Source organism: Arthrobacter sp. TB 26 (assembly GCF_000427315.1).
Classification (GTDB): Bacteria; Actinomycetota; Actinomycetes; order Actinomycetales; family Micrococcaceae; genus Arthrobacter.
This window is the reverse complement of record NZ_AUPJ01000390.1, coordinates 1-14,224: the sequence shown is the minus strand read 5'-3', so window position 1 is coordinate 14,224 and position 14,224 is coordinate 1. Positions and strand designations below refer to the sequence as shown.

General features: G+C 62.2%; 13 protein-coding genes and 1 pseudogene. 8 read left to right on the top strand and 6 right to left on the bottom strand.

Annotated features, from left to right (window positions below; genetic code table 11):
• The 8 genes and pseudogenes from K789_RS0115220 to K789_RS0115170 all read left to right on the top strand — a co-directional run.
• The coding region (locus K789_RS0115220) for a PEP/pyruvate-binding domain-containing protein (protein ID WP_237739615.1) at positions 1-1,181 on the top strand (1,181 nt) is incomplete at its 5' end.
• A gap of 99 nt (positions 1,182-1,280) precedes the next feature.
• Entirely contained in the window at positions 1,281-3,155 is a 1,875-nt protein-coding gene (locus K789_RS0115215) for a PEP-utilizing enzyme (RefSeq protein ID WP_029705125.1), read from the top strand.
• Positions 3,148-3,912, top strand: a complete 765-nt coding sequence (locus tag K789_RS0115210) for an SDR family NAD(P)-dependent oxidoreductase (RefSeq protein ID WP_024367507.1) — start codon at positions 3,148-3,150, stop codon at positions 3,910-3,912. Before K789_RS0115215 ends, K789_RS0115210 begins: the two co-directional genes overlap by 8 nt.
• 31 nt (positions 3,913-3,943) lie before the next feature.
• Positions 3,944-4,264 carry a 2Fe-2S iron-sulfur cluster-binding protein gene (locus K789_RS0115205; RefSeq protein WP_024367506.1) on the top strand — a complete coding sequence of 107 codons (321 nt, stop codon included), beginning with the start codon at positions 3,944-3,946 and terminating at the stop codon, positions 4,262-4,264.
• Between the two features lie 2 nt (positions 4,265-4,266).
• Positions 4,267-5,580 (top strand): NAD(P)/FAD-dependent oxidoreductase, encoded by a 1,314-nt coding sequence (locus tag K789_RS0115200; RefSeq protein ID WP_024367505.1) that lies wholly within the window; start codon positions 4,267-4,269, stop codon positions 5,578-5,580.
• 34 nt (positions 5,581-5,614) lie between these two features.
• Entirely contained in the window at positions 5,615-6,331 is a 717-nt protein-coding gene (locus tag K789_RS0115195; protein WP_024367504.1) for an HD domain-containing protein, read from the top strand.
• A 391-nt stretch (positions 6,332-6,722) separates the two neighbouring features.
• Positions 6,723-7,552, top strand: a pseudogene (locus K789_RS23260) (amidohydrolase family protein).
• 706 nt (positions 7,553-8,258) lie between these two features.
• Complete coding sequence (locus K789_RS0115170) at positions 8,259-8,522, top strand: hypothetical protein (RefSeq protein WP_024367501.1); 264 nt, start codon at positions 8,259-8,261, stop codon at positions 8,520-8,522.
• Positions 8,523-9,106: 584 nt separating this feature from the next.
• On the opposite strand, the gene K789_RS0115160 is transcribed toward K789_RS0115170, so the two are convergent.
• The 6 genes from K789_RS0115160 to K789_RS0115140 form a co-directional block, all read right to left on the bottom strand.
• Entirely contained in the window at positions 9,107-9,334 is a 228-nt protein-coding gene (locus K789_RS0115160; RefSeq protein ID WP_024367499.1) for a hypothetical protein, read from the bottom strand.
• 389 nt (positions 9,335-9,723) lie between these two features.
• Positions 9,724-10,503, bottom strand: coding sequence for a hypothetical protein (locus tag K789_RS25825; RefSeq protein WP_202805086.1), 780 nt, complete (start codon positions 10,501-10,503; stop codon positions 9,724-9,726).
• The gene (locus K789_RS25820) at positions 10,484-11,350 is read right to left on the bottom strand and encodes a flavin-containing monooxygenase (protein WP_202805085.1); all 867 of its coding nucleotides are present in this window, start codon (positions 11,348-11,350) and stop codon (positions 10,484-10,486) included. Before K789_RS25820 ends, K789_RS25825 begins: the two co-directional genes overlap by 20 nt.
• 56 nt (positions 11,351-11,406) lie before the next feature.
• Positions 11,407-11,595 (bottom strand): hypothetical protein, encoded by a 189-nt coding sequence (locus tag K789_RS0115150; protein WP_128081642.1) that lies wholly within the window; start codon positions 11,593-11,595, stop codon positions 11,407-11,409.
• A gap of 196 nt (positions 11,596-11,791) precedes the next feature.
• Positions 11,792-12,559: an SDR family oxidoreductase gene (locus K789_RS0115145; RefSeq protein WP_024367497.1), complete on the bottom strand. Its 768-nt coding sequence runs from the start codon at positions 12,557-12,559 to the stop codon at positions 11,792-11,794.
• Positions 12,560-12,720: 161 nt separating this feature from the next.
• A partial coding sequence (locus K789_RS0115140) for an APC family permease (protein ID WP_237739469.1) occupies positions 12,721-14,224 on the bottom strand: 1,504 nt, incomplete at its 5' end.

Sequence of the window (14,224 nt, the reverse complement as noted above, 5' to 3'; positions counted from 1 at the left end):
CTGTCCTTCCGCGTCCCCGAGACCGTCCCCGTCAGCTGGAAGGCCTGAGAAATATGCAAAGCAACGAATACATCCAGTTCTTCGACGGCGGCATCGAACCGAAGCTGGAAAACCTCGGCGGCAAGGGCGCCTCCCTGGTCACCATGACCTCCGCCGGCATGCCCGTCCCGCCCGGCTTCGTGGTCACCACCGCCCAGTTCGACGCCTTTATGGAGGAAGCCGGCATCACCCGGCACATTCACCAGCTCCTGGCCGATCTTGACCCCGAGGACATGGGCCAGGTGGACAAGGTCTCCGCCGCCATCCGCGAGGACATCTGCTCCCGCCCGGTGCCGCAAGCGATGCGCGAGCTCACCGTCGGCGCCTACGAGGCCCTGATGTCCCGCTTCGAGGCACCCGTCCCGGTGGCCGTGCGCTCCAGCGCCACCGCCGAGGACCTCCCGGACGCCTCCTTCGCCGGACAGCAGGACACCTACCTCTGGCTCGACGGCGTCAAGGCCGTCACTGAGCACATCCGGCAGTGCTGGGCCTCGCTGTTCACCTCCCGCGCCATCATTTACCGGCTAAAAAACAACATCCCCAACGAGGGCCTCTCGATGGCCGTCGTGGTGCAGAAGATGGTCAACGCCCGCGTCTCCGGCGTCGCGATCACCATGGACCCCACCAACGGCGACCGCTCCAAGATCACCATCGACTCCTCCTACGGGGTCGGCGAGATGGTGGTCTCCGGCCAGGTCACCCCGGACAACATCATGCTGGACAAGGTCACCCTGACCGTCATCTCCGAACACCTCGGCGACAAGCACGCAGAGCTCGTCCCGGACGCCGCGGCCGGCCGCCTGGTGGAGCGGGAGGTCGACGCCGAACGCCGCGGCCGCCGCAGCCTCAGCGACGCGGAACTCACCGCCGTCGCGCAGATGGCCAAGCGCGCGGAGAAGCACTACAAGTGCCCGCAGGACATCGAGTGGGCCCTCGACACCGACCTGCCCGACGGCGAAAACCTGCTCCTGCTGCAGTCCCGGCCGGAAACCGTGCACTCCTCCAAACCGGCCGTGGTCACGCAAACAGTCCCGTCCCCGGCAGCCGCCGGCGGCTACTTCAGCGGACTCAGCCCCGCTCCCGCAACAGGCGGTTCCCGCCTCGGAAGCATCACCGCATCCCTCCTCAAACCCTCCGCCTAAAGCCGTTCAAGGCCTCCGGGCAGTTCCCAGCACCAGATGTACCACCTGTTTCGCGCCTCCTCCGTCAGATTCTGACCGCCACAGAAAGCATCGATCCCTATGAAGTCGTTCCCGAAGCCATCCGAACTGTCAGTGCCCGAAGGAGCCGAGGGCTGGGAGAAGCTGTATCCCTACTACCTGGTGTTCCAGGACAAGCTCAGGGAGCAGGAGGATGCCAAGTTCTGGTTCTGCGACAGCCAGCACTGGCCCACCGTCTTCAAACCGTTCGAGACCGTCGGGGCTGAGTTCGCGTCGAAGTGTCTGGGCCAGTACAACGCCCGGCATCTGATGATCCCCAACGCCAACGGAATCGACTTCCGCATCCACCTGGGCTATCTATACTTCTCACCGCTGCCCGTTGCGCCGGAGCAGATCGCCGAGCGCGTTCCGCACTTCGAGCAGCGGGTGGGACACTACTTCCAGAACTGGGATGAGCTGCTCAAACATTGGCACGTCAAGGTCAAGGGCACCATCGACGAGATGGAAGCACTGTCCTTCAAGAAGCTCCCCGACATGGTTCCCCTGGAGGATATTGTCTCCGGCAAGGGCACGGACGGATCCGAGATCCTGCTGGAGAGCTACGACCGGCTGATCCAGCTCTGTTACCAGAACTGGCAGTACCACTTCGAGTTCCTGAACCTCGGGTACATCGCCTACCTGGACTTCTTCAACTTCTGCAAGGAAGCGTTCCCGAATATGCCTGACCAGTCGATTGCGACCATGGTTCAGGGCGTCGATATGGAGCTTTTCCGCCCGGATGACGAGTTGAAGGGGCTGGCCAAACTGGCCGTCGAACTCAAGCTGCAGTCGCTCTTCGGCAACACCGACGACGTCGAGCCCACCCTGGCGGCCATCGCCGCGGCCCCCGGCGGGGACCGCTGGACGGCCCAGTACGAGGCCGCCAAGGACCCGTGGTTCAACTTCACCGTGGGCAACGGCTTCTACGGCCACGACAAGTACTGGAACGAACACCAGGAAATCCCGCTCGGCTACATCGCCGATTACATCAAGCGCGTCGACGCCGGCCAGAACATCATGCGCCCGGTGGAAGCGCTGATCATCGAGAAGGACCGGATCGTCGAGGAATACCGCGAACTCCTCGATGGTGACGCCCTTGCCACCTTCGATTCGAAGCGTGGGCTGGCCGCCATGTGCTATCCCTACGTGGAGAACCACAACTTCTACATCGAGCACTGGAGCATGGGCGTCTTCTGGCGCAAGGTCCGCGAACTCTCGCGCATGCTCCAGGCCGAGGGCTTCTGGACCGAGCCGGACGACTTGCTCTATCTCTCCCGCAACGAGGTCCGCGACGTACTGTTCGATCTGGTCGCCAACTGGGGCGTCGGCGCGGAGGGCCCGATCGGCCCCGTGGTCTGGCCCGAGGAAATCGAGCGCCGCCGCAAGATCGTCGACGCGCTCAAGACGGCACGCCCGGCCCCGGCGCTGAACACCCCGCCGGAATCCATCACCGAACCCTTCACACGCATGCTCTGGGGTATCACCACCGAGCAGGTCCAACAGTGGCTGGGCGAGGGCGAAGCGGTCGAGGGCGGCGGCCTGCGCGGCATGGCAGCCTCGCCCGGCGTCGTCGAAGGCCTGGCCCGTGTCATCACCGACGCCGACCAGCTCTCCGAAATCCAGCAGGGCGAAATCCTGGTCGCCACCGTCACGGCACCGTCCTGGGGCCCGATCTTCGGCAAGATCAAGGCCACGGTCACGGACATCGGCGGCATGATGAGCCACGCCGCAATCGTCTGCCGCGAGTACGGGCTCCCGGCCGTGACCGGGACCGGCTCAGCCTCCACCACCATCAAAACCGGACAGCTGCTCCGGGTGGACGGGACCAAGGGCACGGTCCAGATCCTGGACGCCCCAGTCGTGGAAGGCCCCGGAGCGCACAGCCATGCCCACGAGTCCGGTCCGGTCCATGTCTGAGCCGACTGCACCAGTAGGTGGCCGCACGGTCCTGGTAACCGGTGCCGCGGGCGGCCTGGGCAGGGCGTTTGCGCTCGGATTCGCTGGACGCGGCTACCGCGTCGCCGTCGCCGATGTGAACACCGAGGGTTCGGCGGACACCGTCCGGCTGGTCCGCGAGGCCGGCGGTACGGCTGAGGCCTTCAGGCTGGATGTGACAAACATTGATTCAACAGAAGAAACGGCGGCGGCCGTCGCCGCCTTCGGTGACGGCCGCATCGACGTCGTCGTCAACAACGCCGCGATCTATGCCACGATCACCCGTGCCCCCTTTGAGGACATTGATCCGGCCGAGTGGGACCTGGTCATGAACGTGAACCTCAAGGGCCCCTGGCTGGTGACCCGGGCGTGCAGTCCGTATCTAACGGAAGGTGGACGGGTCATCAACCTCGCCAGCGCAACCATCTTCAGCGGCTCGGAGCAGTGGCTGCACTATGTTGCCTCGAAGGGCGGCACGGTAGCCATGACGCGAGTGCTCGCCAAGGAGCTTGGCCGGCGGTCAATCACTGTCAATGCGATCGCACCTGGCTTCACGCTCACCGAGGCCAGCTACGGACACATGGAGAACGCCGAAAGCTACGGTGTGGACAGGGGAGCCCTCAAACGGCCCTGCGAACCCGAAGACATCGTGGGTGCGGCCCTGTTCCTCGCTGGATCCGACAGCGCGTATGTGACGGGCCAGACCCTGGTGGTCGACGGCGGCCGTCAGTTTGTCTAAAGCAACAACAAGAGCCACAGGAGACACCATCATGCCTACCGTTTACTTCACCGACGCAGACGGCTCCGTCCGGCAGATTGAGGGTCACGCCGGCGACTCGGTCATGGAGACTGCCGTGCGTAACGGCGTTCCTGGAATCGTGGCCGAGTGCGGAGGATCCCTGTCCTGTGCCACCTGCCACGTCTTCGTCGCCGGTGACTGGCTCGGAGCCCTCGCTCCCATGGACGACATGGAGGACGAGATGCTCTACGGCACTGCCGTTGACCGCCAGGAGAACTCACGCCTGTCCTGCCAGCTGAAGCTCTGCGACGGACAGGACCTCCACATCACCACTCCCGAGACGCAGGTGTAGCCATGAACCCCGTCACCGACGTCAGCACCATAGCGTCACCCGACCGTCCGGACGGCAGTGCCAACCGGACGGGACTGCTCATCATCGGTGCCAGCCAGTCCGGTGTTCAGCTCGCCGTGTCCCTGCGTGCCCTGGGGTTCGACGAGCACATCACCCTGCTGGGCGACGAGGACCACCGCCCGTACCAGCGCCCGGCATTGTCCAAAGAATTCCTCCAAGGGAAAGTGGACAAGGAGAACGTGATCTTCCGTTCCGCCGACTACTGGAACGAGCACAACATCACCGTTGTGAAGGGCGAGCGTATCGAGCGCATCGAGAAGGCACCTGACGGGAGCGGCACAGCCTTCGCAGCGTCCGGTACGCAGTACCCCTTCTCCCGTCTGGCCCTCACCGTAGGCGCCCGCGCCCGAAGGCTGGACGTCCCCGGAACAGACCTGGACGGCGTTGTCTACCTGCGCAACGCCGACGACGCCCTCGACCTCAAGGCCCGCCTCGGCAAGGTCCGTGAAGCTGTTGTCATAGGTGGCGGCTTCATCGGGCTGGAGGCGGCATCATCACTGCACAGCATGGGCATAGCCGTCACGGTGCTCGAGTACGGACCACGCCTTGTGGGGCGTGCCGTCGGCGAGGAGACCAGCGACTTTTTCCTCCAGGCGCACCGAAAACGCGGCCTCGACATCCGCGTGGATGCTCGCATCGTTCGGTTGGTTCCGTCCGCCGACGGCCGCTCCGTTAAAGGCGTCGAGCTTCAGAACGGCGGTGTTGTGCCGGCCCAGCTGGTGCTCGTGGGGATCGGCGTCGTTCCCAATACGGAACTGGCCGAGCAGTTGGGACTGGACGTGGACAACGGCATCGTCGTGGACAGGTATGCCTTGGCCTCCGATGGCACCACCGTGGCGGTGGGGGACGTGGCCAACATCCCCAACCCGCTGCCCGGGGCACCGGACGGAGAACGAATCAGGTTGGAGAGCGTGAACAACGCGATCGAGCACGCGAAGGTGGCGGCCTACTCACTCGTGGGACGGCGCGAGGACTACGCGGGCATCCCATGGTTCTGGTCCAACCAAGCCGACCTGAAACTGCAGATCGCGGGCCTGACCCTGGGCTATGACCAGACCGTGGTCCGGCACGACGAGCAGCGCGGCAAATTCTCCGTCCTCTACTACCGTGACGGACGGATCATCGCCGCGGACTGCGTCAATGCCCCGCTGGACTTCATGGCCGTGAAGAACGTCCTGGCCAAGGGCCAAAACATCCCGGCCGAAGCCGCGGCCGATCCCTCCACCGTCCTGAAAACCATCGCCACAGACGGCTGACTCCGGCCGCCACCCGTAACCCGCAAGGAGACCCATGAACAACGACACCGCACCCGCGATCGACACGACTCGCGCCGACGCTTTCGCTGCCACCTACCCAGTCCGGCCGATCCCAGCCGTGGGGCCAGTGGATACCACTCCAATAGTCACCACCCCGGCTGCCCTCGGGGAGTTGGATGATCTCTGGCGCACAATTGTTCCGGAGACCCGCGCCCGCGGGAACGACATCCACCTGCCGATCTCCCTGGCCTTCGCCGAGCGGCTGTGCCGTGCATATCCCGATGCCGATTCCGACCTGGTCCGGGTGGCAATCGTTTTGCACGACACGGGCTGGGCGCACGTGGATGAATCCCGCATCATCTCCGAGGGCTTCACCGGCGACTGGCGCAAAGCGGACATCCGTTTCGAGCACGAGCAGCGGGGCCTGGAGGTCGCCCGGCGGGTCCTGCCAGGGCTGGGCTATTCGGGAGACTTCATCGAACGTGTCTGCGCCATCATCGACGGACACGACACCCGGCCCCTCGCATACTCGCTGGAAGATGCGCTGATGCGGGACGCCGACCGGCTGTGGCGCTTTGACCATGCCGGTATTGCGGTAGCGGCGTCCTGGTTCGGCCTGGACCCTGCAAGGTACACCGACCGTCTGGCGTCGGAGATCGTGCCCGAGTTGATCACCCAGGCGGCCTTCGAGATGGGCACAGCCGACCTGGGCCGGGCCACAGCGCTGCTCAAGACTCCAGTGATCCGGTGACGTCCGGAACACCTCCTGCACTATGCCTCGTTGGACTGGGTCCATCAGAAGGGCTGATTCAACATCCTCTATTTCCTCGCCACTCCGCCGGCGGCCATTCCGCGAGTTTGCATGTCCGGTATAGCCGTGATGCTGTACTTTGTGTTCTGCATCATTGTGGACGTGAATCGTGACACGTGACACTGCGGCCGATTGCATCCACCGTCGGCCCTGTCAGCAAGAAATAGCCTGTGGGTGCGAAACTTCGACCCAATGAAACAAATAGAATTGGAGCACCACAAAGGCCGGCAGGTCAGGAACGAGCTCATGCAACGCAAGGATGAGCATCTCAAGAACAGGACTCACGATCTATTCCTGGGTTCGCTCGGGTTCACGTCGGGTGGCCGCTGACATGGCAGCGGCAACTCAGCGTTATGAACTCGGCATCGACGCCGCGAAGCTCGACGCGATCGACATGCACGTCCACGTCGAAGTGGACGGACTCGGCCACGGAGCCCTTCCGCCGGCCCTGACCGAAGCATCCGCGAAATACTTCAAGTCGAGGGCCGGACGCCGTCGCTGGACCGCATCGCCGATATCTACCGCGGACTCAATTTGGCCGCCGTCGTGTTCACCGTGGACGCCCGCACCCAGCTCAAACACGAGCCCAACAGCATCCCCGCGCTCATCGCCGGCGCGGCACGGAACAACGACGTGCTGATTCCCTTCGACAGTGTGGATCCGCGCACCGGTGCCGAAGTCATCGGGGGCGCCGAACACCAAGCCATCGACCTGGATGCCCGCGGCTTCAAGTTCCACCCGTCTCTGCAGGGCTTCGACCCGTCCAACGAACAGTTCTACCGCTCTGGGCCACCCTGCAGGAAGTCGGGCTGCCAGCGATTTTCCACACCGGTCAGAACGGCATGGGCGCCGGACTTCCGGACGGCTACGGGATCAAGCTCGGACACTCCAACCCGCTGCTGCTGGACGCAGTCGCCGCGGACTTCCCTGAGCTTCAAATCATCACGGCCCACCCCTCAGTGCCGTGGCAGGACGAGGCCAACTACATTGCCACGCACAAAGCCAACGTCTTCATCGATCTCTCCGGTTGGTCGCCCAAGTACTTCCCCCTCATCACGCCGCAGAAATGTGGGCGCCTTTGCGGACCTTCCGCTCAAGGACGAGGTCCCGCCCAAGATCCTCAAGCACAACGCCGTCCGCCTCCTGGGGCTCGGTTCTTGAAGGCCGGCACGACAGACTGGCCACCGGCTCCGGGGCATTTGGTGAGACCTGACCTTCCTCTGGCGCTAACTGTAAAAAAGAATTGGACCACGCACCGCCTCCATGAGATGTTCGGAAAGGAGGAGACCGCCGCCATGATGTTCGTCGATTTCCAGCATGAGGGCCGCCCCCTGGTGCGGTGCTTGTTCGGGGCCGGTCCGGTTCCGGAGGCCGACTCTTCATGTCGGAGCGAAATCGCGCGCAAGACACAACTGTCCCGCTCGGACGGCCGTTTAGGCAGCCTGGTTGGGGCGCCGAAGTGGGCAAGAAAGAGGGTGCGCACAATGTGCACACCCTGGGCTTCGGATCGGTTCGGACTGGGCCGGATTGGCGATGTTTGCGGGGGAGTGGCGGATTTTGAAGTGCTGGAACCCGGTTCGAGTCCCACCGCGGGCACAGTGTTTCCTCAGGTCAGCCGCCCTTTGGGGCGCTGAATGTGGACAAAAGTACTAAAAGTGTGGACAGCGGCGCAGCATTTTTTCTATGGCTAGCATTCGAAAACGCAGAAAAAGGACGGTACGACGTCCTTTATGGTCTGCTGGCGGGACCCGGCCAACCGCACGGAACAGGGCATCACGCTGCCCACGGAATCCGAAGCCATCACCCTGAAGCGACTCCTTGACGCCTGGTCCGGCCTTCCGTTGGCGCCGTCCACACGTATCAGACCATGTTGAAGCTGCACATCGAGGACGTGATTGGGCATATCCCGGTGGACAAGCTCGACTACCGGCATTTGACCTATTGGATGAAGACGATGCAGACCAAAGGCCGGTCGGCAAAAACCAACAAGAACAACCAAGACTTGATTTTCTCGGCGACGGAGACGGCGGCTGTCTCGGATACCGGAAGGATAATCCGTGCCGGGGCGTCCAGTTGCCGTCTGGCGAAAAGGCAGAGGATGAGCGGTTTCCTTGAATCCTCATTTGGTTGAGGTCCTGATTCCGCTAGTGGCCCGCCGGCCAGGCTCAGATCTTCTGTTCACCACGCCCAAGGGCGAGCGCATTGTCCACAAGCTGTACTGGCACCACTACTGGGTTCCCGAAGTGGAGGAGGCCCAGGCCCGTGGCCTGAAGAAGTCACCCCGAATCCACGACCTGCGCCACACCCAAGCGTCCTGGCTGATTCAGGACGGGTCTCGCTCTTCACCGTCTCCCGCCGCCTGGGGCACGCATCTACGCGAACAACCGAGCAGGTGTATGGCCACTTGATGCCGCGACGGGCAGCGTGACTCCGGCGATGAGGACGCACGCACCAGAGATTCCGATGATGTCCCGCGTCTCACCGTCAAGAAAGGTGTCGGCTATGAACCAGAGAAGGAAGCCGCCACCCACCATCCCGGACATCAAAATGATCAGGACGGTCGTGCCCCTGTTAATGACTTCGTCGCTGAACCGGTAACTCCCGGCCGTACGGCTCTGTTGGCTCGCTTTGGACCCCAGCGTGGCCGAGGGCCTCACCACGCTTTACTCGAAGGGGCCACCAAACGGCTGGAACGCCGAAACGGTGTCCGGACCCTCAGCCGGTTAGGCGTCGGAAATCGAGTTGTTCCGTATAGCCGAAGGGGACTGCATTGCTGAGCCCGACGACGAAGTGCCCATCTCCGAGCCGGGTCACCAGGACGCCATGCATTCGTTGCCGCCTCGCCTCCTCGATCATCCGGTCAACCGCCGCCGTGATGTCTTCGTCCATGGAGGCCCTGTCTTGGACCTTGATTTCGAGGGGTTTCACATCCTGGATGTTCATGACGTGCTCACATCGCTGACTGGGATAGCTAGGGCGGTATAGCCCTGCGCTTTTGTGTACAGGGTTCGAGGTTCGGCGCCGTAGGCTTCCAGCCAGAGAGCGTCCTCAGTAACCGCTACATCCTTGACATACCCCGTCCTGATGGTTTGCCCTCCTTTCTGAACTTGGACCTGCCGGCCGGCCAAATCATTCCAATCTGCATGGTCTCCCATGAAGCTGCCTTTCGTATCGCAATTCGCTGTATTGATTGTGCTTGCGGATCGTGACTCGGGAATTTCTAACCATCGACAGGTCCGGGTCAGAAATCATCTCACTGCCACTACTCTGTAAGCCGTGCTCCATCGGAGCCCTGCTACTTGGGGTACGCGCCCTAGGTGTGGGAATTACACCTAGGCCGGGACCTGGTCGGCCGCTTTGAGCTCGAAGCCGCGGTATCCAGTAGTGGTGACGTCGTCCAAGACGGCACGGTAGCTACCCAAACCGCCGAGGTAGAACAGTACGCTGGGCTTTTTGCCCGGAATGTTCGCGCCGAAGATCCACGAGTCGACCTTGGTGAACAGCGTCATATTGGCAATCTGGGTGCAGGTCTCGGTCCATTCGGACTCGGCCTCTGGCGTGGGCTCAATCGCCCGCAGCCCGTTGCGCTCGGCGTATTCGATCGTGTCGCCAATCCACTCGACCTGTGTCTCGATGCTCGGCGGCAGATTTGTGAACGGGCCGTTCGGGCCCAGCACCATGAACCAGTTGGGGAAGTTCGCCGTGGAGATGCCCAGGTAGCTGGTCGGCTGGCCGTCCCAGTGATCGTTGATGCTTAGGCCTTCGCGGCCGCGGATCTCCATCCGCCGGTAGTTGCCGTCCACGGCGTCAAACCCGGTGGCGAAGACAATCACATCCATTTCGTGCAGGACACCGTCCTCGGTCACCACACCCTTGGCGGAGACTTCGCGGATGGGGTTCTCTTTGATGGCGACGGCTTCCACGTTCGGCCGGTTGAAGACCTGGTAGTAGCCGTTATCGCACAGCGGGCGCCGGGCGAACAAGCCTGTCGGCATCAGCTTGCGGGTCGTCTCCGGGTCCTCAATGATTTCGGCGATCTTGGAACGGATGAAGGACGCTGCTGCCTCGTTGGCTTCCTCGTTCGTGGCGATGTCACCGAAGGTGGCAAACATGAAGCGGAATCCGCCGCCATGCTGCCAAGCCTCCTCGAAGACGCGGCGGNCGCTCCTCCTCCGAGACAGCCAACGCCGGCACGGTGCTCTCCTCGAATCCGAAGGCCACGGAGGAAGCCTTAACCTGTTCCCAGATCCGATCGTAATCGGCCTTGACGGCATCGATCTGCTGCGTCGTGACGGGGCGATTGCCGACCGGGACGGAGTACTGTGGGGTCCGGACGAAAACGGTCAGGTGCTCGACCTCCGGTGCCAGGGCCGTGATGACCTGCTGGCCGGTGGAGCCGGTGCCAATGACGCCGACGCGGTGGCCTGCGAGGTCCTTGCCCTCGGGCCAGGCGGCGGTGTGGATGATGTCGCCTTCGAAGGTGTCCAGGCCAGGCAGGTTCGGCAGGTTGACGGCAGAGAGTAGTCCGACCGCGTTGACGACGTACTTCGCGCGGTACACGTCGCCGGCGTCCGTGGTGACCTCCCACAGAGCCTCATCCTCCAAGTAGATGGCGGACTTGACCTCGGTTCCGAAGCGGAAGTGCCGGCGCAGGCCGAAACGGTCGACGACGTCCTCAAGGTATTCCAGGATCTCGGGCTGGGTGACGTAGGTGTTCTTCCATGTGCCGCTCTGCAGCAGGTCGCGGTCGAAGGAGAACCGGTAGACGTAGCTCTCGGTGTCGGAGAGGGCACCCGGGTAGCGGTTCCAGTACCAGGTGCCGCCGGGGCCGGCGGCCTTGTCAAAACCGACCGTGGTGAGGCCTAGTTCGTTGTGCAGCTTGTGGACGGCGTAGATGCCGCCGAAGCCTGCACCGATGACGACGGCGTCAACGGTGCGGCCGGTGGTCTTTACAGTCATGGCGAACTCCTTTGTTGTTCTGATGCTGGGTGAGAGTGGTGGATGATGGATGGTTGCTACTTCCGGTACCAGGCGGCGGCCTTCTCAAACTCCCGCGCTACGAGGTCGGGACGTCCGGCCAGGAAAGGGTAGGCGTGCTGCCGGCCCTCACCGATGGAAAGGGTGACGTCGACACCTGCTGCCGTGGCGCGCTCCTCCATGCGGGTGGCCCCGTGAAGGAGCGCCTCGACGCTGACCGCCGCCATGTATGGGGGTGAGGGAGCCGATGAAGTCGGCGTGCAGCGGTTCGCCAACGGGCTCGTCGGGTCGACGGTGCCCCCAAGGACCTCGGCGATCATGCCCTCGAGCAGTTCCCGCCCGGAAACTCATGGAATCCGGGCGGAAGGTCCACGCAACTTCGGGGCACCGTGACGCCCTAGCCACTCGCGTTGAATATAACTGTTAGTCAGGCAGCTGAATCTCTGGAAGAATCTGACCACCATCGACGATGACAGTCTGGCCTGTGATGTAGGAGGATCTGCGATCGGCAAAGAAGCTGACCGCGTGCGCAATATCTGCTGGAGTCGCCAGTCTGCCAACAGGGATACTTTTCACTGTCGATGCGATGTAATCCTCGGACAGGTCGTCCCAAGCAGGAGTGCGAACGTTCCCCGGCATCACAGCGTTGACAGTGATCCCCGTTTTCGCCAGCTCCAGTGCGGCAGATCGCATCATCCCTAATTGACCCGCCTTGGAGGCTCCGTAGTGCGTCCAGCCAGGGAACCCTGTGACTGCCCCCGTGATTGAGGAAGTGATGACGATCCGTCCGAACTCCTGCTTCCGCATCAACCGGGCGGCGTGCTTCACGCAATAGAAGGCCCCCCTCAAGTTGACGTTTTGAACAAGTTGCCAATCGTCTTCCGTGATGTCCTCCATCCGGGCACCGGGATAGATGCCAGCGTTCGCGCACACGACATCCACGCGATTCCACGCGTGAACCACAGCATCAAATGCCCGGCTGACGCTTTCTTCCTTGGTCACGTCGGTTGCGATTGCCCGCAGTCGACTCGGGGGTTGCTGCAAGTCCGCGACGACCTGCTCGGCGGCCTTAAGGTTGACGTCTGCAATCGCTACTTTGTCGCCCTCCTCCAGAAAGCGCTCGACGATTGCGCGACCGATGCCGCTCGCGCCGCCGGTAACGATTACGACTCTTGATTGATTTTCATTCATTCGTTGCCTCCATGGCGTTACGGCTATTTTTTGCGAAAACTGTCAACCCCGCCGGAGAAGTTCGTCGTATTCCCGGCAGCTGTGTTTGTTGCCGCGGGTGTGGGGGTGGTGCAGGCCGTCCAGTCCAGTGCTGACACTGGGTGCGATGTCGGTCGCGTAGTTCAGTGGTCTTGAATGCCAGCCGAGTTCGTCTTACGAAGGGACAGCAATGCACCGGTCAGGGGCAGGACGACCATGAGTGTGATGGCGAAAATGGATGCTCCGGTTGAGCCTGTTATCACGTCGATATTCGTAAAGGACAGGATCAGCACGAATACAAGTCCGAGGATGGCCAGTACCGGCGCGATGATCCTGACAAATATGGACACCTTGAGCGTCGGTCTAAAGTTGAAATAGAAGATGACAGCCAGGGATGTCAGCGCCATGAGAGCCAGAACGGCGAACCCCAGAACGCCCACGAGCGGAGCGAACACCCCCGTAACCGGGTCAAGGTTGAGGACTGCAGACACGATCACCCCGACGAGAACGAGACCCGAGAGGACCGCCGAAGCGTTCGATGGAACTCCGTGCCTGACATGGACCTTTCCGAAGTATGCGGGGAGCAACCCCGACTGGCCCATTGCCATTTTGTACCTGCTCACGACATTGTGAAATGAGAGAGCACAAGCAAAAACGCTACCCACGAGGAGCACGTTGACTATGTTCGAGTACACGGGGGAAATAAACTCAGAGCCGAGCACGAAGACTCCTGCGCTTGGGTCAGCCGAGAGGAACCCGACGACGTTCCCCGAGCCCGCGCCGATAACGATGCTGAACGAAGTGAACAGATACAGAATTCCGACTGAGAATACGGCCAGGTAGGTGGCACGAGGGACAGTTTTCTCCGGGTTTTTGGCCTCACTGCGGAATACCGCCGTCGCTTCAAATCCGACGAAACAAAGCGCGGCCCACATGATGCCACTCGCAGGCGACCCGTGCGTCATCGCTTCAACCGGATTTACGGGCGCGGCTGTGACGCCCTCGGCGCCTCCCTGGGACAAGATAGCGATGTCCAGCACCAGCAGGGCTACGGCTTCCAGAACAAGCAAGACACCAAGGACTTTGGAGCTCAGATCGATGTCTCGGTATCCGAGTAAGGCAATGAGCGCCCAAAACACTAGCGACCAAAGCCACCAGGGGGAGTCCTGCCAGCCGGTGAATGTGCCGACGAGCTGTGTAATGAACGGCCCCGCATAAACAGTCAAGGCCACTACGGTCAGAGCGTAGGCTCCCAGTGCGAGCATCGCCGAGGCGTTGCCGGGAACCCTTCCAAGCCCTCGCTCAATGTACGAGTAAAAGCCACCAACGTTCCGTATATGCTTGCTTAGTTCGTTGTAACCGACGACAAACAAACAGAGGATCGCCATTGCGATCACGTAATAGAACGGTGCCGCAGAGTTCTCTGAAAAGACAATCGAGAGGGGCAACACACCTGTCGCCGCGGTGAGCGGTGCAGCAGCCGCCACCACCATGAAGACAATGGCCCCGGTTCCGAGCGTCCTTTTCATGGCACCGCTTGATCCTGGCGGGCTTTTTGTGCCTATCCCCTCGATTTCATGGTGCGAATTTGAACCAACTCTAGTGTCGCTCACAAAAACCTCTTTCTTCAGACAACGTTGTCTATAG

Excerpts from the sequence above, each read along its gene's own strand:
- K789_RS0115150 (WP_128081642.1), bottom strand. The coding sequence starts at position 11,595 with ATGGCGGCGGTCAGCGTCGAGGCGCTCCTTCACGGGGCCACCCGCATG.
- K789_RS0115145 (WP_024367497.1), bottom strand. The coding sequence starts at position 12,559 with ATGAATGAAAATCAATCAAGAGTCGTAATCGTTACCGGCGGCGCGAGC.
- K789_RS0115160 (WP_024367499.1), bottom strand. The coding sequence starts at position 9,334 with ATGAACATCCAGGATGTGAAACCCCTCGAAATCAAGGTCCAAGACAGG.
- K789_RS0115215 (WP_029705125.1), top strand. The coding sequence starts at position 1,281 with ATGAAGTCGTTCCCGAAGCCATCCGAACTGTCAGTGCCCGAAGGAGCC.
- K789_RS0115210 (WP_024367507.1), top strand. The coding sequence starts at position 3,148 with ATGTCTGAGCCGACTGCACCAGTAGGTGGCCGCACGGTCCTGGTAACC.
- K789_RS0115205 (WP_024367506.1), top strand. The coding sequence starts at position 3,944 with ATGCCTACCGTTTACTTCACCGACGCAGACGGCTCCGTCCGGCAGATT.
- K789_RS0115200 (WP_024367505.1), top strand. The coding sequence starts at position 4,267 with ATGAACCCCGTCACCGACGTCAGCACCATAGCGTCACCCGACCGTCCG.
- K789_RS25825 (WP_202805086.1), bottom strand. The coding sequence starts at position 10,503 with ATGTTTGCCACCTTCGGTGACATCGCCACGAACGAGGAAGCCAACGAG.
- K789_RS0115195 (WP_024367504.1), top strand. The coding sequence starts at position 5,615 with ATGAACAACGACACCGCACCCGCGATCGACACGACTCGCGCCGACGCT.
- K789_RS0115170 (WP_024367501.1), top strand. The coding sequence starts at position 8,259 with ATGTTGAAGCTGCACATCGAGGACGTGATTGGGCATATCCCGGTGGAC.